Below are 24764 nucleotides of genomic sequence, written 5' to 3' on the forward strand. Positions count from 1 at the left end.
AGCAGCTTGATTTTTTCATTAAAGCATTCGAAAAGGCGGGATCGGAATGAATCAATATATTTGCAGTGAGTGTGAACAGATTCACCCGATCACCCTCACTATCTGGAAATGCCCGGTATGCGGAGGAGTGCTGGATCTCTTAAGAGAAACACCTTCCGTAAATCCGGAGGTGTGGGAAAGCTATCCATTATCCATCTGGAGGTACGCAGAAACGATGCCGTTTTCGAAGGAAACTCGGCCATGGGAAGCCGTGTCTATGGGAGAAGGCCAGACCCCGCTGCTTCCTTTATCACCCGGAGATTCTGAGGTATACGTTAAAGTGGACTACATGATGCCAACGTTGTCGTTTAAAGACCGTGGCGCGGTGGCGTTGATAACAAAAGCAAAAGAGCTGGGCGCGGAGAAAGTAATCGCGGACAGCAGCGGGAACGCCGGCACCGCCATGGCTGCCTATGCCGCCCGGGCAGGTATTGCCTGTGACGTATACGTAAGTGCTGGGACGTCGCCGAAAAAGATCGATCAAATCAGTGCACACGGAGCCCGTATTCGAAAAATCCAGGGGACTCGGGAAGAGGTGGCCGCAGCCGCCCAGCAGGCAGTCGAACAGGAGCAGGTATTTTATGCGAGCCATGTATATAACCCGTATTTTTTTGAAGGCACCAAATCATATGCGTATGAAATATATGAACAGCTCGGACGTGCGCCTGAAACCGTGATTGTTCCCGTAGGTAACGGGACACTGCTTTTAGGAACTTACTACGGTTTTCACGAGCTGCTGACAAATAATCTGATTGATCAGATGCCTAAAATCGTGGCAGTGCAGGCTGACAACTGCGCCCCGCTCGTCCAGGCTTATGAAAAGGGAGCTGAAATAGCGGAGGCGACTGCTGCGAAATCCACACTCGCGGAAGGGATTGCCATCGCAGCGCCGGCGCGCTCGGCACAAATTCTGCAGGCTGTTCGTCAAACAAACGGTACGTTTATCCGGATTCCGGAAGAAAAAATATTAAGCGCAAGGAAAGCTCTGTCCAGCAAAGGGTTTTATGTAGAAGTTACCTCGGCCATTAACTATGCGGGATATCTTCAGTACCAGAGAGAAGAAAACGAAACGGTAATTATCCCCCTCTGCGGAGCAGGGATTAAATCCTCGTAGCAGAATGTATTGGAAATGTTTCTGGAATAAAGCTTTTGATCGGATAGATATTAATATAATAGCAGCTGAAAAAGATTGAATTACAGAAAAAAGGCTTCCGGAAAATCAAAATCGGAGGTCTTTTAATGTTTTTATTTCTTTAATTTATTTCCAGATGGGCAAATAATTCAGATACGGGCGTTTGCCGCAAACTTGTTTAACATCTTATATTCCACCATACCTTCTTTTTCGCTGCCGGTATTCTTCCAGTGCATTTAAAAATTCTTTTTCAGAAAAATCGGGCCATAATACGTCTGTAAACCAGAATTCTGTATAAGCAAGCTGCCATAGCAGAAAATTGCTAAGGCGCTTTTCCCCGCCTGTGCGAATTAGTAAGTCAGGATCATTCATACCACCCGTGTGCAGATATTCTGAAAATTTCTGTTCATTCACTTCATTCAATGCCAATGTATCATTGTGTATATCCTCAAACATTTTTTTCATACCATTTAAAATTTCCTGTCTGCTTCCATAATTAAGGGCAATATTCAGTTGAAGGCCATCATTATCCCGAGTACGGTCAATTGCATACTGGACAGGTTCACGTGTATAGGCGGGAAGGTCTCCCATATCTCCAATCACGTTAATTCGTATATTATTAGACATAATTTCCGGGAGGTACATTTGCAGAAATTCTTTAGGCAATCTTAGGATTAAATCAATTTCAGTCTTAGGGCGTTTCCAGTTTTCCGTAGAAAATGTGTAAAGTGTCAGGGCTTTTACCTTCTGTTTAACTGCTGCCTTGAGAATTTTAACAATAGTAGATATCCCTTCTTTATGCCCGGCTGCTCTGGCCATACCTAATTTTTGGGCCCAACGTCCGTTTCCATCCATGATTATAGCAATATGCTCTGGAGTATTGTTTTCCGGATGAGGAATGAATCCTTCCCTTTGTTTGTTAGTAGCCATAGGTGTTTTCACAGACACTTATCTCCTTTCCTGATAGAAACTTCTCTTTTAATTTGTTTTAAAGTGGCGACAATTAAAAAACTAACGATTACCAATAAAAGCCACGAACTTACCTTTCCTATGTGCACAAGACTCCACGCTTCCGTTTGGTTTGGGTACTCCCAAGCCCCAAAGAAAGTGGCAATATTTTCAGCTATCCAGATAAAAAAGCCAATAAGGGCAAAAGATAATGTAAGTGGCATGCAGTAACGAGTGCCGTTCACCTCGTACGTGACCCATGACTTCCAAAAGATAATTACCACCAGGACAGATAACCACCAGCGGAGGTCAATCCAATAATGATGAGTAAAAAAATTTAAATATATCGCAGCAGCTAGAGAGACGACCACTAAGAAAGGTGGCCAATTAACCAAATCCACTTTCATTCTCTTCCATGCCTGACAAAGATAACTGGCTACACTTGCGTACATGAACCCACTATATAAAGGGACCCCAAATATTTTGAAATATCCTTCTTCGGGGTAAGACCATGACCCCATATGTGTTTTGAAAATTTCCAGCATAAGCCCAATAAGGTGAAACACAATGATTACCTTGAGTTCATCCTTTGTTTCAAGTCCGGAATGCACCATCCACCATTGCATCAAAAGGCAAATGACGAGCAGCCAGTCATATCGTGATAGGAAGGGGAGCGAAAGAATTTCAGTGACAGCCAAAGAGGCAAAAATAACAGCGGGAAACAAGCATGATAACGCCTGTACCCATCCAAACCGAACAAGCTGTGCCAGTGTTCTCATGCTTTGTCTCTCCAAAGTTTTCAGATTAGTTAAGGGTGTATTTTCTTTAAGGTGCTGTATCTCTATGATAATGATACTTAAATATCCTTAGCGGTTTTGTACTCTAAAATGTCTCCGGGCTGACATTCTAAAGCTCTACAGATAGCTTCTAAAGTAGAAAAGCGGATTGCTTTGGCCTTGTCATTTTTTAATATGGAGAGGTTGGCCATAGTGATGCCCACTCTCTCTGATAGTTCTGTCATGCTCATCTTTCGTTTAGCCAGCATCATATCAATATTGACTGTAATTGCCATTGTCATCACCTCAGACTGTTAAATCGTTTTCTGATTTTATGTTAATGGCTTCTTGTAAAATCCTCCGAAGAACAGCGGCAAAGACTGCAACCACCATGGAAGCACCAATAATGACCACCCCTATTAATATGAGTCCAGGGGCATCGTCCCACTGCGCTACAATATAGACTAACGGCAGAGCTGACACATACAAACCGCTTATCGTAATAGCGCAGTTTCTAATTTTCTTTAGAGCTCTTACAGAAATATGAGAAAAGGAGTCGTTCTTTTCGATATAACCTAAAAGTTTTAAGGCTTGATACAATGCAAAGTAAAATGGCACTGCTGAAGCATACATAATGATTAAAAGGCCAAATATCACATAAGCGAGCACCTCTCCTTGTTTTGCCGGTCCGATGGCTGTATCCGCTATTTGTGGCAATAAAAATATACACAAAGCAAGAACCGGAATACCAATGACGATAACTGCTGCCCTTAAAAAGAGTGTTGAAGATCGTTTCATGATTAAACACCTCATCTGATTGTTGTGATTTTATTCTAACTCTATGTTTATCGATTATCAATAAATATTTATTGATAATAGAAATGAATTACTATAATTAGTTTAATTTTCTCTAGCCAAATTTTCTTGGTTTCGATGCTTTTTTTGACAAAAAACGCCCCGGCATGAACGTTTTAACGTCATACCGGGGCGTTTTTGCTTATTTTTTAGCTAATTTTTATGACAAACCGATGTAAATATATTAGCTGTCGTTTCTCGGAAGCGGATAAAACCCATTGTAGAGCTGCTGCCATAGCGGCTCTGGAAGATGGTATTTTGTCGGCTCGTTCGGATCAAAGGTGGCATTGATTTCCTGTTCGCGGCCTTCCTGGACTTTGCTCACGAACTGATGATCGAGCAGCAATTCCCGCCCGAGACAAACCAGTTCTGTGCCAGTCTCCAGGGCGCTTAGTGCGTCATCTGCCGTGAAAATGGAGCCAATACCGATCAGCGGAGCACGACCGCCAATCCAATCGTGGATCAATTGAATACGTTTTTGTCCGTTGTACTGGCCTTCCCGTGTTTCGGAATGAATATCCATCAGAGACACATGGAAATAATCCAGCGGGTGTTCGGCCAAACGATCAATCAATTCCTTCGTCATCTCCATTGTAATGCCCGGAGATTCGGCTTCTTCCGGGGAAAAGCGGTATCCCACGATGAAATCGTCGCCGCCGTGTTCCCTGGCTGAGGCGGTTACCTCGTTGACCACGGCCAGTGGAAACTTAAATGGGTCAGCCCATTCATCGTCCCGGCGATTATAATACGGAGAAACAAACTGCTGAATGAGATAGTGGTTGGCGCCGTGAATTTCCACGCCGTCAAAGCCTGCCTGGGCTGCACGTCTTGTAGCTTCCCCGAACGCCTGAATCGTTTCTTTGATTTCTTCATGCGTGATCGGACGAGCCTGATGCTTTTGCGGCTCGCCAAAGCTCGCCAGTTCAATTTCACTTGGCGCTGCAACGTCGCCGCCTGGAGTTAATTTAGGCAACGACTGGGCTCCGCCGTGATGAATCTGGGCGACGGCTTTTGCCCCGTTCTTTTTCATGACAGCAGCCTGCTGGCGCAGGCCCTCGATATCCGAGTCTCTGGCGATCGACGGCTGGCCGGGGAATGCTTTCCCTAAAGCTGTCACATTGCTTGCTGCCGTAATAGCCAATCCGACATCCTCCGACCGTTTTTCAATGTAAGGAAGCTCGCGGTCAGAAATGGTCCCGTCCTCGTTGGAGGACACGTGGGTTAACGGCGCCAGTACAAAGCGGTTTCTTAGTGTAACTCCATTCGGTAATGTTAGTGGTTGAAATAGTGGGGTATATTTTTCGTTCATTGCTTAAGCCCTCCTTCTGCCAAAATACTATAGCACGATCCAAAAGAAGTTCGCGAAAAAGTTGCTTATCATTTTCATCATCTTTCATATATGAACACTTTGTGACCATTCATGTGAAAGTATTCACAATAAGATAAAATATGGTATATTAAAAATAAGAAATATGTGAATACATTCACAAAAGGAGGATTCATAATGATTATTCGTTTTTTGAAGGAATCGACAATTGCGACGGTACTGTTTTTGGTAGTACGCCTGTACTTAGGCTGGACGTGGCTCACTTCGGGGCTTGGTAAAATTGCAGAGGGCTTTAACCCTGGCGGATTCCTGCAGGGGGCGGTCGCTGAACCGGTCATGCAGGGCGGAGGCACGGCAGCTGCTTATCCATGGTATACAGCCTTCCTGGAAAATATTGCTATTCCTAATGCCGGACTGTTTGGTTTTCTCGTCATGTGGGGTGAAGTACTGTTAGGCGCCGGCTTAATTGTTGGCTTGTTTACAACCACTGCCGCCTTCTTCGGCGGTACGATGAACATGGCATTTCTGCTGGCGGGTACAGTGTCGACGAACCCGATAATGCTTATTCTCGCCATCCTTCTCCTGGTTGGAAAAGGGAATGCCGGTAAAATCGGCCTCGACCGCTTTGTTCCAGCTTTGAAAGGAAAAGTCGGACGGGGGCCTAAAGAACAACAAACACCAAAAGCCGCATAGTGGCAGCTGAGAAGCCCTTGTATGAGGGCTTTTTTGCATGAAGAAATGTGTAATAATAACGAAAGGCGCTGAATAATGTTTATGAAAAAGCCACGGTGGAAAGATATATGTTAGCAGTATTAAAGTGAAAAATAGTTAATAATGTTTGATATATAGCTTTGTTGCAGAAGGGAGGCCGTATCCGTGGAATTTATTATAGGTATTCTGCTGCTTATCGTATTTGTTTTTCTGGCTATTCGTATGGCTGGCTGTTTCTTTAAGTTTATCCTGCCGGTGGCCATTGTACTCGTGATCGCTTATTTCATTTATCGTTCTATACAGGGCGGCTGACAGTGAATAAATGAAAATCCCGCTTTTCAGTTTTTACTGAAAAGCGGGATTTTTTTATTCTTCGGCTTCGTCTTTATTCGTTTGGTCGACCATGCGGACAAGCGCTTTGGCAATAGCATCTTTTTCATCTTTTTCAGCGTTCTGCCAGAGCTCGTTTAATACTTTCTCTTCCCGGTTGCGAGGCTCTTCGTGCTTGGCCAGATGATCGGCGACGCGTTTAGTGGCTTTCGCCAGTCCTTTTTCTCCGAGACCAATGCTTTCGCCCTTTTTCACCTGATCGCCCAGGTAATTTTTGAACGTATTAAAGTTCTGCATAATCTGGTCTTTGTCTTCCTGATCCAGCTTATCGACGTACTGTTCTGCTTTTTTTGGATCTTCCGCCATTGCTATCTCTCCTTTAGTTGAGTACTAGTAAACGCTTTCCTCTTTCAGTAAAAAAATAAACAAAAAGAAGAAAAGATAGGCCATAATTCATAAAAAAAGCAGAATTAAAAAATAAATCTGGAAATTAATGTGTTAGATAAGCTTACATAATAGTTGTTTTCTGCAGTGATGTTGCTTAGACTACAAATCAACAGCAAAAACAGTATATAGGTTTCCGCAGATGGAAACGCCAATGCTTTCTAGGGTTCCGCTTCTTGAAAAAAGAAGGTCAGGTCCGAGAGAATGCGGTACGGGCAGTGATGCCTGTATACACGGAGGGACAAAAGCCCGGGAGAGTGAAAACTCTTCCGGGCTTTTTATTTATTTTCAGGTGCTTATATTACTAAGGGAGGCTCCATTATGGAAAAAATAATTGAAGCAGGAAGCAAATGGTCGAATGTGGTGGCGAAAGGAAAGGCCGTCCGGTTTACCGCGCTCGAAGACGGAGCCAACATTTCACTTCTGCTGTACAACGCTAAAAATATGACAGACCGTTACAATATGCCAGATTCGTTAAAGGCCCAGCACACATCGAAATTTACAAAAGGAAACATTCTGATGACCGATAATGGCCGGGCGATGGCAAGCATTATTGAAGACAGCTCAGGATGGCATGATCCTATCGGCGGCTATTCGACAAGAGCAGGGACCGACAGCAAGTACGGTGAAACCACGTTTCAAAAGCTGTTGAACGATTACTACCGGAGCGGCGAAGAAAATTTCGTCAAGGAACTGATGCGTCACGGCTTAACGAAAAGAGACCTGGTGCCGAACATCAATTTATTTTCAAAAATTTATGCCGATGAAGCCGGGAGCATGCATTTTGACCCGGAGCACGCCAAAGCGGGAGACACGGTGACGCTCCGTCTGGAGATGGACAGCTTAATGATTATCTCCAATACGCCGAATCCCCAGGATCCGGCAGCGGATTTTCCGTCAGTTCCGGTGAAAATGGAAGTATTTAATGTAAAGGAAGCAGACGAACAGGACTATTGCGTCAACTATCAGCCGGAAAACAGACGGGCGTTCGAAAATACATGGGAATATCATTCATTACTAGTGTGAAGGGGAGTTTAACATGAATATGCTCGCAAAGGTACAAAGTGAAAGAACCGCGGAAACGGCCGTATATGAACAGTTGATTCCGGCAGGCGAAGGGTGGATCAGAGAACTGCAGCCCGGCCAGGTGTTCCGGATTGAAGACGTGGAAGGAAATGAAGCGGCCGACACCCTCTTTTTTGATACGGAGCATCCGGAGGATCATTACAGTGCGATTAACACCATCAATGCGCAAAACAATATTTATTTAACGGCAGGTTCAGTACTGAAAGCCGAGTCCGGAAAGGATCTGCTTGAAATTACGGCAGACACAGTCGGCCGGCACGATACACTCGGCGGGGCCTGCTCGTCACAGAGCAACACAGTCCGTTACGCCCATGACCGGGAGCCGATGCACAACTGCCGCGATACGTTTATGTACCAGCTGGCCAAATACGGCCATGATTACAGCAAGCGTGATATTGCACCGAATATTAACTTTTTTATGAACGTGCCGGTTACGCCCGAAGGCGGTCTGGACTTTGATGACGGCATTTCAGGGCCCGGTTATTATGTGGAAATGACAGCCAAATGTGCAGTGACTGCGCTCATCAGCAACTGCCCGCAGCTGAATAACCCGTGCAGCGGTTTTAATCCAACACCGCTTCGTGTACTCATCTGGGATAAATAAATTATTAAAAGGAGAGAGACTGAATGTTTCAAAAGGTACTCATCGCAAACCGTGGAGCTATTGCTGTCAGAATTGAAAGAACATTAAAAAAATTAAACATTCCGTCTGTAGCTGTATACACGAAAGCGGATCGTGACAGTCTGCACGTGGCATACGCCGATGAAGCAGTAAATATCGGTGAAGGCCCCCCGCAGGAAAGCTACCTGAATGAAAAAAAGATTCTGGAAACGGCGCTTGAAACAGGAGCGGACGCAATTCATCCTGGGTACGGCTTTCTGAGTGAAAATGCTGATTTTGCGCGCGAATGTGCGAAGCAGAACATTACATTTATCGGACCGGAGCCGGAACAGATGGAGCTGTTTGGGCTGAAGCATACGGCCCGTGCTTCTGCTGAAGAAGCGGGCGTACCTCTGCTTCCTGGCACAAATCTTCTGTCGGGCCGGGAGGAAGCGGTGGCACAGGCAGCAGACATCGGTTATCCGGTCATTTTAAAAAGTACGGCCGGCGGTGGCGGAATAGGTATGCGTATCTGCGAAAATGAAGCGTCGCTTCACGAAGCATATGAAGGTGTTAAGCATCTGGCGGAAGCAAATTTTAATGACGGCGGCATGTTTTTGGAAAAATACATTCCAAGCGCCCGTCATATTGAAGTTCAGATCTTTGGCAATCAAAGCGGGGAGGTTGTGGCATTAGGCGAACGGGACTGCTCGCTGCAGCGGAGAAACCAAAAAGTCGTGGAAGAAACGCCGGCGCCAAATATTACAGAAAAAACGAGACAGGAAATGTGGCAGGCTGCCGAACGTCTGGCGAAAACTTCAGGATACAGAAGTGCTGGTACAGTCGAATTCTTGTACGATCCGGACGAACGCGAGTTTTACTTTCTGGAAGTGAATACGCGTCTTCAGGTGGAGCACGGAGTAACAGAGGAAGTGCTCGGTATCGACCTCGTGGAATGGATGGTAAAAGAAGCAGCCGGCCGCTGGGAGAACCTTGCGGCGAAAGTGCCTGCCTTATCAGGGCACAGCATTCAGGCCCGGGTATACGCTGAAGACTGCGGCCGCGATTTCCGCCCGAGTGCAGGTCACATCGACCACGTCATGCTGTCGGAGAATGCGAGAAATGAGACCTGGATCCAAAACGGCGTGGAAACGACAACACTGTATGATCCAATGCTTGGCAAAATCATCGTACATGCCGACAGCCGGGAGGCTGCTCTCGATAAGCTGTACGACGCGCTTGGAGAAACCCGTTTTTACGGAGTCACCACAAACCGTCAGTACGTCCGCGGACTCCTGCAGGAGCCGCGTGTACGGGAAGGCCGAGTGTTTACCCGCCTATTGAATGATTTCGACCCGGCGGAAAAAGCACTGGAGGTGCTGGACGGAGGCGTTCAGACGACGGTCCAGGACGTGCCGGGAAGAACCGGCCACTGGGACGTCGGCGTTCCGCCATGCGGTCCTATGGACCCCTTCGCCTTCAGGCTTGGCAATGCCTTGCTGAATAATGCGGAAGATGCAAGCGGTCTGGAGCTGACACTGCAGGGAGGATCCTACGTTTTCCGGGACGATCTTACGTTCTGTGTTACCGGCGGTGACATGGGCGCTGCTCTTGAGGATGAACCCATCGCTTTATATGAAACGGTGCAGGCCAAAAAAGGCCAGACGCTGACATTTGGAAAAACGACCGAAGGCATGAGAACCTATCTGCTGATTGAAGGTGGGTTTGATAAACCGAAGGTGCTTGGAAGCTCCTCTACGTTCACTCTCGGAGAGTTTGGCGGACATGCCGGAAGAGCCCTGCGCCCGGGGGATGTTCTGGGTGTCCGGGGAAACACGGAGAGTCCAAAGCAGCAGTCGCTTGCTTTGGACGCACGTCCGGAATTAAAGAGGGAGTGGACGATCGGTATGATCCCCGGCCCGCACTGCACACAGGAGTTTCTGCAGCCTGAATATCTGCGTCAGCTCGCAGAAGCAGAATGGGAAGTGCACTTTAACAGCTCCCGGACCGGTGTGCGACTGATTGGACCTGCGCCGGCCTGGACCCGTGAGGACGGGGGAGAAGCCGGCCTGCACCCGTCCAATATTCATGATAATGCCTACGCGGTGGGCACGCTTGATTTAACAGGAGATATGCCGATCCTGCTCGGTCCGGATGGGCCAAGCCTGGGAGGCTTCGTCTGTCCGGTGACAACTGCTTCTGCGGAGTTTTGGAAAATCGGCCAGCTGCAGCCTGGGGACAAGGTGCATTTTCAGCTGCTGACTATTGAGGAAGCGAACAACCTCCGTCAGGCGCAGGAACGGTTGATCGAAGGTGTAAGAGCAGGACGGGCGGTCGAAGCAGCTGTGCTGCCAGATGAAAATGACGTGCTGGATCCGGAATATCCGCTGCTTATCGATGAACGCGAAGAGCGCCGGTTTCCTATTACGATCCGCATGAGCGGGGATGAGTATCTGCTGGTGGAATACGGCGAAATGGAACTGGATCTGAAGCTTCGTTTTCAGGTGCAGGTGCTCATGGAGGCAGTCGAAAAAGAGGGCGTGCTGCCAGTTATTGAAATGACTCCGGGAGTTCGCTCTTTGCAGATTCATATTGATCCGCTGGAGATGACGGTCCAGGAGGCTTCGCAGCACGTACTCCGGATTGACGAAGACCTTCCGCCGCTGGAGTCGATTCAGGTTCCTTCCCGGATCGTAAGGCTTCCGCTTTCATGGAACGACCCCTCTGTACAGCTTGCCACTGAGCGCTACCAGCAGAACGTACGGCCGGATGCTCCGTGGTGCCCGGACAATCTGGAATTTATCCGGCGTATTAACGGTCTCGAAAGCATTAATGACGTAAAGAAGATTGTGTTTGATGCAAATTATCTGGTGCTCGGACTTGGTGATGTGTATCTCGGGGCGCCGCTTGCTACGCCGACAGACCCGAGACACCGGCTCGTGACAACCAAATACAACCCCGCGCGGACGTGGACGCCGGAGAATGCGGTCGGTATCGGCGGGGCATATATGTGTGTGTACGGCATGGAAGGCCCGGGCGGCTATCAGTTTGTCGGCCGGACCATCCAGATGTGGAACCGGCTGCAGGCGACGGAAAGCTTTGAGCCCGGAAAACCGTGGCTTCTCCGCTTTTTCGACCAAATTCAGTATTATCCGGTGACACATGAAGAACTGACGGAACTGCGGGAGGATTTCCTGCGCGGCCGGTTTGAAGCAGATATTACAGAAACAACCTTCGATCTGGGTGAATACCTGGCATTCCAGGAGTCGATTCAGGAAAGTGCTGCAGCATTTAAAGAAAATCAGCAGGCAGCCTTTCAGGCAGAACGTGAACGCTGGAAAGAGCAGGGTATTGCAGAGCATATCGAGGATGACAGCGGAAATGCTGCGGTGCTTGAAGAAGAGCTGCCCGCAAACGAGACAGCTGTTCGCTGCTCGATGCCGGGAAGTGTATGGAAGGTCGAAGTAACGGAAGGGCAGTACGTAAATAAAGGCGACGTGCTGGTCATTGAGGAAAGCATGAAGATGGAATTTCCACAGCAGGCTCCCGAAGAAGGGTACGTAGCTTCCATCCATGTGGAGCCCGGAGACGAAGTGCAGGCAGGGCAGTTAATCGTCGGCCTGCGTGCAGAAAAAGAAAGCGGGGTGTCGGTTACATGACAGAACAATTAAACGTACAGCAGCTGTTAAAAGCTTATCGGAGCCAAAGTATAGAGCCCGGAGAAGTGGTAGCCGGCATTCTCGAAAGGGCCGGAGAATATCAGCACAAAAACATCTGGGTGCTACCTCCATCTAAAGAGCGGATTCAGCCTTATATTGACCGGCTGGCTGCGTTTTCGCCGGAGGAGCTTCCGCTGTGGGGCATACCGTTTGCTGTGAAGGATAATATCGACGTAGCGGGATGGCCGACAACAGCTGGCTGTGAAGCATACACCTACACTCCGGAAAAGCACGCCACCGTAGTGAAGTGGCTCGTGGACGCCGGCGCCATTCCGGTTGGGAAAACCAATCTGGACCAGTTTGCTACAGGGCTCGTCGGCACACGGAGTCCTTACGGAGAAACACACAACGGACAGAAGGATGAATTGATCAGCGGGGGGTCAAGTGCAGGCTCTGCCGTAGCGGTAGCGTGCGGTCTGGCTGCCTTTTCCCTCGGTACAGATACTGCAGGCTCCGGGCGGGTTCCGGCCGCGCTGCATGGGCTGATTGGTTGGAAATCGTCCCTCGGCGCCTGGCCGATCGCCGGCGTCGTACCGGCATGTGAAAGTCTGGATTGTGTGACGGTATTTGCCTGGGAGGTAAATGATATTCCCCTGGTGGATCAGGCAGCCCGGGGTGTCGATCTGAATGATCCCTGGTCGAAGCCTTTCGGTGATTTAAAGAAGCAAAAGCCGAAAAAATGGCTGCTGCCGGAGGAAGAACCGGAATTTTACGGACCATATGAGGAGCAGTACCGAAAAGCATGGAAAAAAACAGTCGAGTGGCTTGAAGAAGGACCAGAGGAAGTATCGTATGTGGATACGTCCATTCTAAGTGAAGCGGCATCGGTGCTGTACGACGGTCCCTGGATTGCCGAACGCTGGGCGGCGCTTGGATCATTTGTAGAAAAACATCGCGATGAGGTGTTTCCGGTAACCGAAAAAGTGCTTTCCAAAGGAGAGGGCAAGGCATACGGGGCCGCAGAGCTGTTCGAAGCGATGCACCGGCTGCAGGAAATCAAGCACCATACCGGGCAGTGGCTCGAAAATAATGTGCTCGTGCTTCCGACATGTGGAGGGACGTGGACAAGAGAACAGGTCCGAAAAGATCCGGTGCAGACAAACAGCGACATGGGGAAATATACGAATCACTGCAATCTGCTTGATATGAGTGCGGTAGCGCTGCCTGCCGGTGAAGCAGCGCCGGATGTGCCATTTGGCGTAACGCTGTTCAGCCGTGCAGACGCAGAAAGTCTGCTGATGGGTGCGGCGGAAAGCTGGCAGCGGACAGAACTTTCTTTGCCGGAGGAACCAGCCGAAAAGCTGATTGCTGTATGCGGACTTCATATGAAAGGTTTTCCACTTGAAAAACAGATGAAAGAGCACCGGGCTGAATTCGTGGAAGAAGCTTCGACAGCCCCGGAATATAAATTGATCCGTCTGAACAGCGAACCGGCCAAACCCGGCTTAATACGGGAGCTGACGGGAGAAGAAATTGAGGTTGAGCTGTGGCGGATGCCGATCGGGGAAATGGGGAAGTTTGCCGCAAAGATTCCTGCTCCGTTAGGTATCGGCACGGTCAAGCTGAACGATGGACGCAATGTGATGGGCTTTATTTGCGAAAGCAGTGCTGAAGGAGAAGATATCAGCTCCTTCAAGGGCTGGAAAAACGCAGAGGCGGCTAAATCATCGACGTAAAAAGCCAATTATGCAAAATGTTTCGCAGGGAGGAGCATGTAAATGAAGAACATAGCTGATGAGGATTTGGACCAGATGGAAAAGAATCCTGGAGACACAGCACCGCTCGAAGGGAAGGAACTGGATAAACAGAAAATCAGCCGGGGCCAGCTGAGAAATGGATTGATCAAATCATTCCTGCTAACCTCCATTGCTGTGATTGTTTTCTTTGTTCCGGTGGTAGTGGACGGGGAAACTGATGTCGTGTTCGGCTACTTGTACAACTTCCTTTTGAACCTTTCTGTGCCTTTTAGTTTGTGGCTGTTTACGGTCATGGTGCTTGCTAACGCCGTAACGAGCATTTACGTAAAGCTATTTCCGGAACGCAGCGGACGGCTGCTGGATTACTACGGGGGAGACACGGGGGTACACATTTTCTTCTACGTGCTGGGCGCGGTTTTTATGTCAGTATATGCTCTTCACGACAGCTTTGCCGGGTTCACTGGACCGGAATGGATGGTGGGGCCGGATACAGGCGGAACAATTATCCCATCGATTGTACTTACCGTTGGCTGGATCATTCCGCTGGCCGCTGTGTTTATGCCGCTGCTGTTAAATTACGGAGCGCTTGATTTTATCGGTTCGATCCTGGAGCCGGTCATGCGTCCACTGTTTAAGGTGCCTGGCAAAAGCACGATAGACGCTATTTCTTCTTTTGTCAGCTCATCTTCTGTTGCTATTTTAATTACAAGCAGCCTGTACCGGATGAATGTTTATACAAAGCGCGAAGCTATAGCAATTGCTACAAGCTTCAGCGCAGTCAGTGTCGGATTTGCAGTGCTTGTCATTAACACAGCAGAGTTAAGTCAGGATTTTCTGCAGGTATACTTTTCCGGTATGCTGATTGCGTTTATTATTTCTTTCTTTATGATCCGGATTCCGCCCCTGTCGAAGCAGCCCGACGTTTATTTTGACGGACGGGAGCAGACAGAAGAAGAAAGACAGGGAGAGGCGAAGTTTGAGTTTGGCATTATACCGCGCGGCTTTCAGCGTGCTGCGAAAAGAGCCGAAGCAGCCAGGCCGCTCGGCTCAGAAGTGAAGACGAGTGTGGCGGGAGCGCTTGGTGTGCTTCCCCGGGTGGTGGCAATGCTTGCTTCTATCGGCATTACCGGACTGATCGTCGCTGAGTATACGCCGTTATTTAACTGGCTCGGCATGCCGTTCATTCCGCTCTTAAATATTCTCGGTGTACCTAATGCGGCAATGATCGCGCCGTCGATCCCCGTAGGTATTGCTGAAATGTTTCTGCCGGTTCTTTTAATTGCAGGAGATCTGGCAGCACTTGAAGCAGGGGCGATTTATTTTGTAACGACGCTCTCGTTAGTACAGATTGTGTTCTTTTCTGAATCCATTGTTGTCATTAAAGCAACGAGAATGCCGGTAAAGCTCTGGGAACTCGTCGTCTGCTTTTTTGAACGCACGATTATTGCAATTCCTATTATTGCTTTGTTTATGCATATCATGTACTGATCAAAAAAGACGCCTGTCCCGGGCGTCTTTTTGCGTGCACTCATATTATTGAAAAATAGCGGTGTACTGAAAGCCGAGCCGTTTATAGTTCTGCTTTCGATACATGTCGCGCGGGGTATCCTCCTGGTCTGCGACGAGAAAGATTGCTTTATCCGGAAAAAGGTTCATGGCAAACTGCTGCAGGGCGTGGCCGATGCCTTTTTGCTGCAGCTCCTCGTGGACAAACAGATTATCCAGTTCTACAGAATGATCGCCGGCGATCAGTTCTACAAAGCCGGCAGGTCGTCCGTGGTGATAGGCGATCAGCTGAATAAACGAAGCATCATAAAACCGCTGTTCGAGCATGTGCTGTTTTTGAGCTGCGTACGCTTCGCCGAGGGGGAGATCCTGCTCAAGCTGCATCGCTAGAAAAGCGGGCAGGTTTTCAACATCGACGCGCTGGATATCGCATCCTTCAGGGGCGTTTTTTCGCGGAAAGTCATCCGGCCGGATAGCGTACAGCTCCATGACGGTCACATCATACAGGGTACTGTGCAGATACTGATTTAATGCCAGCGGAAGCTCTGTGTTCGGCGGAAAATGAAATTTCAAATGCTTTTGGCCCCGGGAATTGTGAAAATCGCGTAAGTAAGCTTCGATTTCCTGGAAGTAATCAGGGTCTGGCATCTGTTTAAATGAAATAAAATTGCTGTCGAAGTGATCCTTCCATTCTATGGAATGGTAGTGCCGGTAATCGCGGTGGTTTTCGATGAGCGACCCCGGAGTATGCACATGGTGAAACGTAATGGGAATCACGGATATCAGGCCTTTCAGTGGTGTAATAAAGAAATGTTATTTTACGGGAGCTGTTACGATAATAACTGTGCTTTTGTCTTTTTCAAAATTCCAGTCGATGAAGATGTCTTCCACTTTTGCTCCTAAAAGGCTGGTAAACAAATCCTCTTCCATGAATAGTTCCTTTTCGAGCTCGCGTTTGGCAATTTTTAAAACGTCCTCGTATCCAAGGGCAATCAGCCGCTTTTCGATAGGTACGAGAATACCGGTACGGACAATCAGCGTCGTCCGGTTGTTTACCTGCACGGAAGAGACGTCGTCAGGCACACGCTCTGCTTTGTTGCTCGTTTCCCCGATCACCTGCTCAAGCTTCTGCTTGTTTGGATACTCTTTTGCAATCGGCTCTGAAGTCTGGCCGGCATTGCTGTAAGACTCGGGTTTTAATCCGATAATGACGCCGGAACGATGGTCCATATTCCAGTCGTAAAACAGTTCGTTTAATTCAATGCCGGTCGTGCTTTCAATATAGCGTTTGACTTCGGGTATTATTGTCTTCATCATGCTTTCCCGGAGTTCATGTACGGCTTCGGCGCCTTTATCTTCAAGCAGATGCTCCTCGATGGAGGACATGAATTCGCGTAAGAAAATAATGGCGTGTGTCTCCCCAAGAGTCACATAGGCTGCCTGGGGCCCTTTTCCGAAAGAGTCCCGCAGCAGACGTCCTACGTAGCTTGCGATGTCCTTTTGCTTTGCTTGAATATCAATCACTGGAATTCTCCTTTATTGTTAATATTTTATAATATTTATCATAAAAAAGGTAGATATTTCATTATTTATATGATAATTTTAATATATTGATCATATGACTGGTGGAAATGAAGCCAACGGTCCGTGACGTTTATTTTAAGTAGAAGCAGGAATGCGAAAATATTTATACACCGGCCGGATAAGAAAAGACAGAGTGCTTTTTCTTCACAGCCAGTATCAAGAGCTTTCTTGGTGCTGGCTTTTTAGTCCACTAACCTCTGGAGGAGATGGGTAAGATGGAGCTTCGATACGCGTACTGGTGCGATAGAAAGCTAAGTGAAGTCATCGTCGGGCGGGAAACGGATTTGGATTATTTAAAGAAAAAGGGATACATGATTTATTTCTGTAGCAACAATGCTGAACTTTATAATGCCGTAAAAAGCTACCGGATGCGGGAGTGGATCATCACCATAGTATCTGAATTACCTGAATTTTCCGAACTTCTTAGCCGGGAATATGCGCGAAAATAATATGCATATGTAATGCTTTATTTTCGCTTCATCACTATAACATACAAGCAGAAAACAGAATATGATGGAGTCTATGTGAACCTGGCACAAAGGCGGGCAAGGTCATAGAAATGCTGTCGGATCAAAGGTTCAAGTGACCGGTTATACAGGCTCGCTGCCGGATGATACAGCGGGTAAATTATATAGTGCCCGCCGCTCCACATGTACTCCTCCGCTGTAGTATTCACCTGCAAGACAGGAGATGTAAATTGTATGCCGGCGGTATCCGGCATACGAGGTGAACGTCCGAACAGCCGCCAGTACGGGGTGCGTCCCATCGGACATAGAATCTTCGGCGAAGCCGAGCGGATCTCCCAATCGAGAAGCGGGGCATGGGCCATAATTTCCTTTTGGTTTGGTGTGCGGTTATATTTGCGCGGGAGGCCGGACGGCGTTTTACCCCAACGGTACGGACGGCTTTTGATCGTGCGGGTGACGTAAATGTCCTTCAGCGGAAATGGCAGAGCCTCCAAATAGGAGAGAAATTGTTTCCCGGCGCGTCCGTCGTAAGGGCCGCCGCCTGTAATTTCCGTTTCACCCGGCGCCTCGCCGATCATCATGACGACAGGATCGACCGGGTTTGGTCCGTTAAGAAAGCCTTCACACCGATGTCCCTCCATTCTTTTTTTCGCTTTTTCCACTTCGGCTTCTGGCAGCATGTGTATCCCCTCCTGCATACGTCCTGACTTTTCTATACCCGGGCGCGAAATATTCTATACTTGTGATAGGATATATAAAGGAGGTGGGGCGTGTGCAGCAGAAGCACATCATGTGGTTTGACATTATATTTTACGTCGTGTTTCCAATATTCATCTGGAACATGGCGCGGGATTATACAGGTGATTATATAGCGATGCTTATCTCCTCGGTACCGGGGATTATTTATACAGTATACCGCTTCGTACTGCTGAAAAAGGTGAATACGTTCGGTATCTATATGATCGCCACCCTGATTATCGGCACCGTCCTCGATCTTATTGCCGGCGGCGGATTGCAGCTTTTGTGGAATAATATTTACTATGATTTTGTGATGGGTGCGTTTTTTATTTTAACCGTCATTTTTATGCGGCCAATCTGGCTCTTTTTCACCGTTGATTTTATGGAGCTGCAGGGCGGGGACCGCCAGCAGCTGAAAAAACAGTTTTACGTGCGCAAATACTTATGGGTGTTTCAGGCGATCACGCTGTTTTTTGCCCTTCGGGAGTTTATTCTAGCGTTCGTTAAAATCTGGCTCGTGCAAAGCTATGGCGTGGAAGCCTTCGACGAAGGGATTATTCTGCGGCAGGTGCTATCGTGGACTATGAGCTTTATCGCGGTTGTCGGTTTTATCTTTATTGCCAAATGGCTGCATGAAGACGGTATCGACGCCGGAGAAATCACCAACAGCGGCCAAAATGCCGAAAACGAAGAGCAGGACGGAGAAAAAGAGGAGGAAACGCCGGAAAGCGAGCGGAAAAAAACATCTGAACAGCGAACGTAACAAAAAGCAGCCGGCGCCGGCTGCTTTTTTAGGTTGCTGGGCGTGGGCCGGCGGATGGAAACGGGTGGAAATGACTGCCGGAAATCGGTAAAATAGCAGGGACATCTTTGGTTTTTACAGAAAGCGGGCTGCATACATATGGATGAGTTCTCGGTATCGGTATTGTTATTTTTAGTTTTGATCGGTTTTCTCGCCGCATTTGTGGATGCGGTAGTTGGCGGAGGCGGGCTGATTGCCATGCCGGCGCTTCTTTTTACGGGTATGTCGCCGCAGACGGCACTAGGAACGAATAAGCTCGCAGGGACGATGGGCTCGGGGACGAGTATGATCTCGTTTCTCCGGCACGGCCAGATTAACAAGCGTCTCGTGTTTACGCTTTTCCCCCTGGCGTTTGCAGGATCGGTCCTCGGCGTAATCGTCGTGCAGCGGATTCCGCCGGATATTCTGGAGCCGATCATTTTAATTCTGCTTGTCGTGGTGACGATCTATACGCTTGTGAACAAAAATCTGGGCAGCCTGTCCACGTTTCAGAGCATCACCCGGAAGGTGTGGATCGTTGGTGCGCTTGTCGCTGTGGTCCTCGGATTTTATGATGGCTTTCTCGGCCCGGGGACGGGATCGTTTTTGCTGTTTGCCTTTATTTTTCTTGGCTTCAACTTTGTCGAAGCTGCTGGAAACGCCAAGGTGCTGAATTTTGCAAGCAACATTGGCGGGCTGCTCGCGTTTATCTGGTTTGATTCGATTCATTATGCGTACGGTCTGCCGATGGGGGCTGCGATGATTGCCGGCGCATACGTCGGTGCAAATGTCGCCATAAAAAAAGGCTCGGCCTACGTGAAGATGCTGTTTATCATCGTAACCATCGCTTTAATCGCTAAAAACGCCTGGGATTATTTAATGTAAAAAAGTCTTCAAAAGAAGGCTTTTTTATTTTTCTTAAATTTTTTTAAATAAAAGTGATCCAATCAAAAACTTCGTGCGTAAACTGAGTAGTTCTTGCAAAAAAGCATCATGCAGGTAAAGGGGGCGGGCGGTATGAAGCAATGGATAGTAACGGGGCTTACAGCTGCTGTGATTTCTATCGCAATTGGCTTCGGTGTCTACGCCCTCCTTCCTGTATTTTCCTCGCCGCCGGAAACGGAAGTGCTTTCGGGGGAACCGGCGGGGCAGGAAAAAGCTTCAGAAGCAGATACCAACGCTCCGGCAGAAAAAGAAAGCGTGAACGGGGTGGAGGACATGGCTGCTTCTGCAGAAAAAGAGGATATATCGCTCTCTGACCCTGAGGAGTTATCTGTGCCATCCATCGATGTCTCGGCTCCTTTAGAGCCGATAGGAGTTTTGGACAACGGGCAGATGGGCGTACCCTCGAGCGAAAACGGAGTAGCCTGGTTCGAGCCGGGTCCGGAGCCTGGAGAGAAAGGCAATGCCGTGATGGCAGGCCACGTAGATAGTATTGACGGACCCTCTGTATTTTACGAGCTCGAAAACGTACAGGCAGGGGAACAGATCCAGGTGACAACTGAAGACGGGGAGGAGCTTGTATTTGAAGTTCAGCAGGTAGTGAGCTATCCGCGGGAGGAAGCTCCGATTGAGGAAATTTTCGGAAGCAGTGACAGCCGGAATCTGAATCTGATCACCTGCGCCGGCACGTTCGAACAGGAGCACGGTACGCATGATGAACGGCTCGTCGTTTACACGGAGCTTACAGAAGAAAGCGAACAGATGCTTTTGGCAGCAGATTGACACATCGATGGATATAAAGGAGAGCGATTGAGCAACCGGGGCCTCAATCGCTCTCCTTTTATTTGTGTTTTTCCGACTGTGGTTGGGTTTGCCCTCCATCTCCGGTACAATGGAAGGAGCAGTGTGAACAAACAGGAGGGAACTGAAATGAAAATAGTTGTGTTTGGGGCGACCGGCAATACTGGAAAACGTTTTGTCCGTAAAGCATTAAAAGAAGGCAGTGAAGTAGTCGTATACGCCCGCGACCCGGAAAAATTATTGATTGATAATGAAAATTTGACTGTTCATGAAGGGAAAATTACGAATTATCAGAACGTCTATGACTCCCTGAAGGGCGCAGATGCGGTAGTCAGCCTCCTCGGCCGCAAGGAAGCGGCGAAGGGTACACCGCTCAGTACAGGCATGTCCCACATTGTAAACGCGATGCAGGAACGGGGCATCAGCCGTCTTGTGGCAGTCACGAGCTCGGATGTGAAAACCCCGCAGGACGGCACGTCCAAGCGGTTCAGTCTGCTCACCACCGGCTGGAAAGTGGCGAAGTTTAAAGGCTCCAATGAAAATGCGAACGCCGCTGATATTATCCGCCAGTCAAATCTGGACTGGACGCTCGTTCGGGTGCCGGTGCTTTCCGATAAGCCTTCCGGCGAAAATGCGCCGACCGCAGGCTATCCCGGCCGGCATGACCTGAAAAATACGCTCTACCGCCAGACGCTGGTGGATTTTCTGTACGAACAGCTTGAAACGAGTGACTTCTCCAGGGAAGCTCCTGTGTTAAGCAACTAAATACGATAAAAAGCAGGACCGAAAATTTTCGGTCCTGCTTTTTTATTCTGTATTAGCCCTGCCACACATCTTTTGCGATGGCTACAACGTGCTCGAGCTTTTTCCACTGTTCGTCCTCGGTCAGAACATTGCCTTCCTCAGTCGAAGCGAACCCGCACTGCGGACTCAGGCAGAGCTGCTCAAGCGGTACGTACTCGGATGCTTCCATGATTCTTGATTTTACATCCTCCGCATTTTCAAGCTCTCCGCTTTTAGAGGTGATTAGGCCGAGCACGACCTGCACATCCTCGCGGTTGATGAAGCGGAGCGGTTTGAAATCGCCGGCCCGGTCGCTGTCATACTCAAGGAAAAAGCCGTCTACATTGACACTGCCAAACAAAATATCAGCTACGGGCTCGTAGCCGCCAGAGGAGATCCATGTAGAGCGGAAGTTACCGCGGCAGATGTGCATCGTAATTGTCATATCCTCCGGCTTGTAGGCGACGGCTTCATTGACCGCCCGCGCATGGCGTTCCACCAGGGAACGATGATCGATGCCCTCCTGATTCATACGCTCGACCTGTTCCTCGGAGCACAGATACGCCCAGGATGTGTCGTCGAGCTGCAGGTAGCGGCACCCGGCGTCATAAAACGCCTGAATCGCTTTTTGATAAGCCTTCGCCAGGTCGTCGATCATGTCTCCGGGACCGCTGTAAAGGTCGGTCTCAATCTCGCTTCGAAGGTGCAGCATGTTCGGGCTTGGTATCGTAAACTTTGCCTCGGTGCTGCCGGTGATCTGATGAAGGTAGCGGAAATCCTCTAGCATTGGGTGCTTATCGCTAAAGTCAATTTTTCCGGTCACCTTGATGCCGCGGGCCTTTGTCTGTACACCTTCAAACTGGATGCCGGAGTCTTTATCGTAGGCCTCCACACCAATTAAATCCTCAAGAAAGTCAAAATGCCACCAGGCGCGGCGGAACTCTCCGTCTGTGACAGCCTGAAGCCCCGTTTCTTTTTGCTTCTGAACGATGCGTTCGATTTCCTTATCCTCTACACGCCGCAGTTCATCCGCAGAAATGGATTCATTCGCATAGCTTTCACGTGCTTCTTTAATCGCGGCAGTACGCAAAAGGCTTCCTACCTGGTCTGCCCGGTAGGGAGCTTTTGTCCGCCAGTGTGCTGATTGTGCCATACTCTCTCTCCTTTAAAAACCATTGGTAAATATCTTGAAGCTTATCAAAATTTTGAATAGAAGTAAATTGCTTCAGAGGGAAACAAGCCTTGAAATAATATATAAAAACAGTAAAAACAAAAGAAACAGGGCGATGCTTCCGGCAATCAAAGAATAGAGGAAGCGTTTTTTATTTTTCTCTTCGGTATAAACGATGAAATACCGCAAGCCTGCGACCGTGAGGCCAACCGGGATGATTAAAACGAGCGGATGGGTGATATAGGTAAGAAGCTCGCTGGAGGTAAAAAACAGCCTGGTCGTCAGCAGCACAGCATAGACAGCCAGAACAGCGAGAGCGTAATTGATATAGGTGTGCGCACGTGTCGGCAAGCAAAAACATCCTTTGTATATATTTACTTTTATTCTTATCACAAACCGAGGTCTTTGTTAACGGGCAATGTAAAAAAAGCCGTGCTCCCTGAAAAGCACGGGCTTTCGTCTGCTATAAAGGGATAACGTAGAAAAACACGGCAGAGAAATGGGCGGCAGAGCCGGCGAGAACAAAAAAGTGCCAGACGGCGTGATGGTAGGGAAAGCTTCGCCACATGTAAAAAATAGTGCCGGCGGTGTACAATACGCCTCCAATAACGAGCAGCACGAGGCCGCCGTAGGGCAGAGCGCTCACAAGCGCCGGCCAGGCGATAATAATGATCCACCCCATGCCGATGTAAAAAACGGTCGACAGAATACGGAACCGTTTGGTGAAGAAGGCTTTAAAAATAATCCCGATGGCGGCAATGCCCCAAACGATGCTGAATAAGACCCAGCTTAAGGTACCGTCGATTGCGTGAAACAAAAAAGGTGTGTACGTGCCTGCGATAAACAGGTAGATGGCAGAGTGGTCAAACACTTCAAACAAATCCTTGAGTCTGCCCGGCGGAAAGCTGTGAAGCAGGGTGGAGCATATGTAGGAGATAAGCATGGATGTGCCGAAAATAGAAACGCTTACCACATGGAGGGCTGAAGCGTTCATGGAAGCGAAAACGATCATAATAATAAGCGCAGCAGCGCTCAGCAGAGCACCGATGCCGTGCGTGACTGCGTTAGCGAATTCTTCCCTTTTAGTAAACGTGTGGGTTTGGTCCTGCATACGCCGCCTTCTTTCATTAAGAATAGTTTCATCATTATAAATCATTTTCTGCAGAGTTTCGAACAGGTATAAATAGCTGCGGATTTGTTTGCCGGATGGAAGGGGGCGGGTATGAGAAATCAGAATGGCTTTAACCAAGTGAGGAAAGAAGGGTCCATTAATGAAAGCAATAGGTTTTAAAAAACACCTTCCCATTGAAGAACAAGCAAGCTTTGAAATGTTTGACGTGGCAAAATCAGAACCGAAGGGCCGGGATCTGCTTGTGCGTGTCCAGGCGGTTTCCGTAAATCCGGTGGATACAAAAATCCGCGGAGGAAATGAAGGAGCGGAAGAAGGAGAGCCGCAGATTCTCGGCTTTGACGCAGCCGGTGTCGTAGAATCGGTGGGCGAAGAGGCGTCGCTGTTTCAGCCCGGCGATGAAGTGTATTACGCCGGAAGTAATCAGCGGTCCGGCTCGAACCAGGAGTATCACCTGGTAGATGAGCGGATAGTGGGAAGACGGCCTGCGCAGCTTTCGGTGGCCGAAAGTGCCGCCATGCCTTTAACTGCTATTACTGCGTACGAAGCGCTGTTCGACCGGATCGGAATTGTACCGGAACGGGACCGCGGAGCGTCTGTACTCGTGTTAAACGGCGCGGGCGGCGTCGGCTCCATTGCGATTCAGCTCGCCAAATGGGCCGGTCTTAATGTAGTCGCTACTGCTTCACGTGAAGAAACAACGTCCTGGTGCGAACAGATGGGGGCAGACAAAGTGATTAACCATCACCAGCCTCTGTTCAAACAGCTCCAGGAGGCAGGATATGACGGCGTCGACTATATTCTCTGCTTCACCGATACGGCCCAGCACTGGTCAGGGATGGCAGAGTGCATTCGTCCGCAGGGAACCATTTGTTCCATTGTGGAAACAGAGGAGCCGCTTCCGCTGACCGACCTGCAGGCAAAAAGTGCCGCCTTCATGTGGGAGTTTATGTTTACGCGGCCGATGTACCAGACGGAGGATATGATCCGGCAGCACGTAATTCTGGGTGAACTGGCTGATCTTTTTGATCAGGGAACAATCAAGCCGACGCTCACCAAAACGCTGACCCCGCTGAATGCCGGCCAGATGAAAGAAGCACATCGACGGGTGGAGTCGGGTAAAACGATTGGTAAAATTGTCCTTGAAAAATGGGAGTAAACGAAAGTGCACCGCAGCCACTCCGGCCGCGGTGCACT

General features: G+C 48.7%; 26 protein-coding genes and 1 riboswitch. Of the genes, 14 read left to right on the top strand and 12 right to left on the bottom strand.

What is annotated here, in order from left to right; translation table 11 throughout:
- Nucleotides 1-46: 46 nt before the first annotated feature.
- Nucleotides 47-1153: a threonine synthase gene (locus ACTRXI_RS03340; RefSeq protein ID WP_474261074.1), complete on the top strand. Its 1107-nt coding sequence runs from the start codon at nt 47-49 to the stop codon at nt 1151-1153.
- A 204-nt stretch (nt 1154-1357) separates the two neighbouring features.
- On the opposite strand, the gene ACTRXI_RS03345 is transcribed toward ACTRXI_RS03340, so the two are convergent.
- The 5 genes from ACTRXI_RS03345 to ACTRXI_RS03365 all read right to left on the bottom strand — a co-directional run bounded on the left by ACTRXI_RS03345 (nt 1358) and on the right by ACTRXI_RS03365 (nt 5059).
- A complete protein-coding gene (locus ACTRXI_RS03345; RefSeq protein WP_474261075.1) occupies nt 1358-2119 on the bottom strand; it encodes an isoprenyl transferase in 762 nt (253 codons plus the stop codon).
- Entirely contained in the window at nt 2110-2898 is a 789-nt protein-coding gene (locus ACTRXI_RS03350; RefSeq protein ID WP_474261076.1) for a DUF817 domain-containing protein, read from the bottom strand. Before ACTRXI_RS03350 ends, ACTRXI_RS03345 begins: the two co-directional genes overlap by 10 nt.
- Before the next feature lie 77 nt (nt 2899-2975).
- On the bottom strand, nt 2976-3191 hold the full coding sequence (locus ACTRXI_RS03355; RefSeq protein WP_474261077.1) for a helix-turn-helix domain-containing protein: 216 nt from the start codon (nt 3189-3191) through the stop codon (nt 2976-2978).
- Nucleotides 3192-3201: 10 nt separating this feature from the next.
- Entirely contained in the window at nt 3202-3693 is a 492-nt protein-coding gene (locus ACTRXI_RS03360; RefSeq protein WP_474261078.1) for a DUF2975 domain-containing protein, read from the bottom strand.
- A 241-nt stretch (nt 3694-3934) separates the two neighbouring features.
- Nucleotides 3935-5059, bottom strand: coding sequence for an NADH-dependent flavin oxidoreductase (locus tag ACTRXI_RS03365; RefSeq protein WP_474261079.1), 1125 nt, complete (start codon nt 5057-5059; stop codon nt 3935-3937).
- A gap of 195 nt (nt 5060-5254) precedes the next feature.
- Here ACTRXI_RS03365 and ACTRXI_RS03370 point away from each other — a divergent pair, with 195 nt between their 5' ends.
- The gene (locus tag ACTRXI_RS03370; RefSeq protein WP_474261080.1) at nt 5255-5770 is read left to right on the top strand and encodes a DoxX family protein; all 516 of its coding nucleotides are present in this window, start codon (nt 5255-5257) and stop codon (nt 5768-5770) included.
- A gap of 183 nt (nt 5771-5953) precedes the next feature.
- Entirely contained in the window at nt 5954-6100 is a 147-nt protein-coding gene (locus ACTRXI_RS03375) for a hypothetical protein (protein ID WP_322526794.1), read from the top strand.
- Between the two features lie 54 nt (nt 6101-6154).
- Here ACTRXI_RS03375 and ACTRXI_RS03380 read toward each other — a convergent pair whose 3' ends face one another.
- Nucleotides 6155-6484, bottom strand: coding sequence for a DUF3243 family protein (locus tag ACTRXI_RS03380; RefSeq protein ID WP_474261081.1), 330 nt, complete (start codon nt 6482-6484; stop codon nt 6155-6157).
- A 228-nt stretch (nt 6485-6712) separates the two neighbouring features.
- Nucleotides 6713-6820, top strand: a riboswitch (guanidine-I (ykkC/yxkD leader).
- Between the two features lie 63 nt (nt 6821-6883).
- Between ACTRXI_RS03380 and ACTRXI_RS03385 the strand changes: the two genes are divergently transcribed.
- From ACTRXI_RS03385 to ACTRXI_RS03405, 5 genes are read left to right on the top strand one after another with little or no spacing between them, the layout of a single operon-like run.
- Nucleotides 6884-7588, top strand: coding sequence for an urea amidolyase associated protein UAAP1 (locus ACTRXI_RS03385; protein ID WP_474261082.1), 705 nt, complete (start codon nt 6884-6886; stop codon nt 7586-7588).
- 19 nt (nt 7589-7607) lie between these two features.
- Complete coding sequence (locus ACTRXI_RS03390; protein WP_474261144.1) at nt 7608-8252, top strand: urea amidolyase associated protein UAAP2; 645 nt, start codon at nt 7608-7610, stop codon at nt 8250-8252.
- A 23-nt stretch (nt 8253-8275) separates the two neighbouring features.
- The gene (uca, locus tag ACTRXI_RS03395; protein WP_474261083.1) at nt 8276-11908 is read left to right on the top strand and encodes an urea carboxylase; all 3633 of its coding nucleotides are present in this window, start codon (nt 8276-8278) and stop codon (nt 11906-11908) included.
- A complete protein-coding gene (gene atzF, locus ACTRXI_RS03400; RefSeq protein ID WP_474261084.1) occupies nt 11905-13644 on the top strand; it encodes an allophanate hydrolase in 1740 nt (579 codons plus the stop codon). Before uca ends, atzF begins: the two co-directional genes overlap by 4 nt.
- Before the next feature lie 42 nt (nt 13645-13686).
- Nucleotides 13687-15153 (top strand): YjiH family protein, encoded by a 1467-nt coding sequence (locus ACTRXI_RS03405; protein ID WP_474261085.1) that lies wholly within the window; start codon nt 13687-13689, stop codon nt 15151-15153.
- A gap of 45 nt (nt 15154-15198) precedes the next feature.
- On the opposite strand, the gene ACTRXI_RS03410 is transcribed toward ACTRXI_RS03405, so the two are convergent.
- Both ACTRXI_RS03410 and ACTRXI_RS03415 read right to left on the bottom strand, forming a co-directional pair.
- Nucleotides 15199-15948 carry a GNAT family N-acetyltransferase gene (locus ACTRXI_RS03410; protein ID WP_474261086.1) on the bottom strand — a complete coding sequence of 250 codons (750 nt, stop codon included), beginning with the start codon at nt 15946-15948 and terminating at the stop codon, nt 15199-15201.
- A gap of 36 nt (nt 15949-15984) precedes the next feature.
- Nucleotides 15985-16695, bottom strand: coding sequence for a Na-translocating system protein MpsC family protein (locus ACTRXI_RS03415; RefSeq protein ID WP_474261087.1), 711 nt, complete (start codon nt 16693-16695; stop codon nt 15985-15987).
- A gap of 275 nt (nt 16696-16970) precedes the next feature.
- Here ACTRXI_RS03415 and ACTRXI_RS03420 point away from each other — a divergent pair, with 275 nt between their 5' ends.
- Nucleotides 16971-17204 carry a hypothetical protein gene (locus tag ACTRXI_RS03420; RefSeq protein ID WP_474261088.1) on the top strand — a complete coding sequence of 78 codons (234 nt, stop codon included), beginning with the start codon at nt 16971-16973 and terminating at the stop codon, nt 17202-17204.
- A 71-nt stretch (nt 17205-17275) separates the two neighbouring features.
- On the opposite strand, the gene ACTRXI_RS03425 is transcribed toward ACTRXI_RS03420, so the two are convergent.
- Nucleotides 17276-17902 carry a uracil-DNA glycosylase gene (locus tag ACTRXI_RS03425; RefSeq protein ID WP_474261089.1) on the bottom strand — a complete coding sequence of 209 codons (627 nt, stop codon included), beginning with the start codon at nt 17900-17902 and terminating at the stop codon, nt 17276-17278.
- Between the two features lie 92 nt (nt 17903-17994).
- Between ACTRXI_RS03425 and ACTRXI_RS03430 the strand changes: the two genes are divergently transcribed.
- The 4 genes from ACTRXI_RS03430 to ACTRXI_RS03445 all read left to right on the top strand — a co-directional run bounded on the left by ACTRXI_RS03430 (nt 17995) and on the right by ACTRXI_RS03445 (nt 21249).
- Nucleotides 17995-18723: a VC0807 family protein gene (locus ACTRXI_RS03430; protein WP_474261090.1), complete on the top strand. Its 729-nt coding sequence runs from the start codon at nt 17995-17997 to the stop codon at nt 18721-18723.
- A 138-nt stretch (nt 18724-18861) separates the two neighbouring features.
- Nucleotides 18862-19626 carry a TSUP family transporter gene (locus tag ACTRXI_RS03435; protein ID WP_474261091.1) on the top strand — a complete coding sequence of 255 codons (765 nt, stop codon included), beginning with the start codon at nt 18862-18864 and terminating at the stop codon, nt 19624-19626.
- Between the two features lie 132 nt (nt 19627-19758).
- Entirely contained in the window at nt 19759-20466 is a 708-nt protein-coding gene (locus tag ACTRXI_RS03440) for a class F sortase (protein WP_474261093.1), read from the top strand.
- Between the two features lie 147 nt (nt 20467-20613).
- Nucleotides 20614-21249 (top strand): NAD(P)-dependent oxidoreductase, encoded by a 636-nt coding sequence (locus ACTRXI_RS03445; protein WP_474261094.1) that lies wholly within the window; start codon nt 20614-20616, stop codon nt 21247-21249.
- Between the two features lie 52 nt (nt 21250-21301).
- Here the strand turns inward: ACTRXI_RS03445 and ACTRXI_RS03450 are convergent, their stop codons facing one another.
- The 3 genes from ACTRXI_RS03450 to trhA all read right to left on the bottom strand — a co-directional run bounded on the left by ACTRXI_RS03450 (nt 21302) and on the right by trhA (nt 23549).
- Nucleotides 21302-22420, bottom strand: coding sequence for a 5-methyltetrahydropteroyltriglutamate--homocysteine S-methyltransferase (locus ACTRXI_RS03450; RefSeq protein WP_474261095.1), 1119 nt, complete (start codon nt 22418-22420; stop codon nt 21302-21304).
- Nucleotides 22421-22492: 72 nt separating this feature from the next.
- Nucleotides 22493-22789, bottom strand: coding sequence for a hypothetical protein (locus ACTRXI_RS03455; protein ID WP_474261096.1), 297 nt, complete (start codon nt 22787-22789; stop codon nt 22493-22495).
- Nucleotides 22790-22901: 112 nt separating this feature from the next.
- On the bottom strand, nt 22902-23549 hold the full coding sequence (trhA, locus tag ACTRXI_RS03460; RefSeq protein WP_474261097.1) for a PAQR family membrane homeostasis protein TrhA: 648 nt from the start codon (nt 23547-23549) through the stop codon (nt 22902-22904).
- Between the two features lie 160 nt (nt 23550-23709).
- Here trhA and ACTRXI_RS03465 point away from each other — a divergent pair, with 160 nt between their 5' ends.
- The gene (locus ACTRXI_RS03465) at nt 23710-24726 is read left to right on the top strand and encodes a zinc-binding alcohol dehydrogenase family protein (RefSeq protein WP_474261098.1); all 1017 of its coding nucleotides are present in this window, start codon (nt 23710-23712) and stop codon (nt 24724-24726) included.
- Nucleotides 24727-24764 lie beyond the last annotated feature (38 nt).

Source organism: Marinococcus sp. LNHM4E3-1 (assembly GCF_056034405.1).

Coding starts and splice junctions, on each gene's coding strand:
- ACTRXI_RS03420 (WP_474261088.1), top strand. CDS start 16,971: ATGGAGCTTCGATACGCGTACTGGTGCGATAGAAAGCTAAGTGAAGTC.
- trhA (WP_474261097.1), bottom strand. CDS start 23,549: ATGCAGGACCAAACCCACACGTTTACTAAAAGGGAAGAATTCGCTAAC.
- ACTRXI_RS03360 (WP_474261078.1), bottom strand. CDS start 3,693: ATGAAACGATCTTCAACACTCTTTTTAAGGGCAGCAGTTATCGTCATT.
- ACTRXI_RS03385 (WP_474261082.1), top strand. CDS start 6,884: ATGGAAAAAATAATTGAAGCAGGAAGCAAATGGTCGAATGTGGTGGCG.
- ACTRXI_RS03350 (WP_474261076.1), bottom strand. CDS start 2,898: ATGAGAACACTGGCACAGCTTGTTCGGTTTGGATGGGTACAGGCGTTA.
- ACTRXI_RS03355 (WP_474261077.1), bottom strand. CDS start 3,191: ATGGCAATTACAGTCAATATTGATATGATGCTGGCTAAACGAAAGATG.
- atzF (WP_474261084.1), top strand. CDS start 11,905: ATGACAGAACAATTAAACGTACAGCAGCTGTTAAAAGCTTATCGGAGC.
- ACTRXI_RS03445 (WP_474261094.1), top strand. CDS start 20,614: ATGAAAATAGTTGTGTTTGGGGCGACCGGCAATACTGGAAAACGTTTT.
- ACTRXI_RS03405 (WP_474261085.1), top strand. CDS start 13,687: ATGAAGAACATAGCTGATGAGGATTTGGACCAGATGGAAAAGAATCCT.
- ACTRXI_RS03340 (WP_474261074.1), top strand. CDS start 47: ATGAATCAATATATTTGCAGTGAGTGTGAACAGATTCACCCGATCACC.
- ACTRXI_RS03425 (WP_474261089.1), bottom strand. CDS start 17,902: ATGCTGCCAGAAGCCGAAGTGGAAAAAGCGAAAAAAAGAATGGAGGGA.
- ACTRXI_RS03435 (WP_474261091.1), top strand. CDS start 18,862: ATGGATGAGTTCTCGGTATCGGTATTGTTATTTTTAGTTTTGATCGGT.
- ACTRXI_RS03465 (WP_474261098.1), top strand. CDS start 23,710: ATGAAAGCAATAGGTTTTAAAAAACACCTTCCCATTGAAGAACAAGCA.
- ACTRXI_RS03390 (WP_474261144.1), top strand. CDS start 7,608: ATGCTCGCAAAGGTACAAAGTGAAAGAACCGCGGAAACGGCCGTATAT.
- ACTRXI_RS03450 (WP_474261095.1), bottom strand. CDS start 22,420: ATGGCACAATCAGCACACTGGCGGACAAAAGCTCCCTACCGGGCAGAC.
- ACTRXI_RS03440 (WP_474261093.1), top strand. CDS start 19,759: ATGAAGCAATGGATAGTAACGGGGCTTACAGCTGCTGTGATTTCTATC.
- ACTRXI_RS03380 (WP_474261081.1), bottom strand. CDS start 6,484: ATGGCGGAAGATCCAAAAAAAGCAGAACAGTACGTCGATAAGCTGGAT.
- ACTRXI_RS03370 (WP_474261080.1), top strand. CDS start 5,255: ATGATTATTCGTTTTTTGAAGGAATCGACAATTGCGACGGTACTGTTT.
- uca (WP_474261083.1), top strand. CDS start 8,276: ATGTTTCAAAAGGTACTCATCGCAAACCGTGGAGCTATTGCTGTCAGA.
- ACTRXI_RS03365 (WP_474261079.1), bottom strand. CDS start 5,059: ATGAACGAAAAATATACCCCACTATTTCAACCACTAACATTACCGAAT.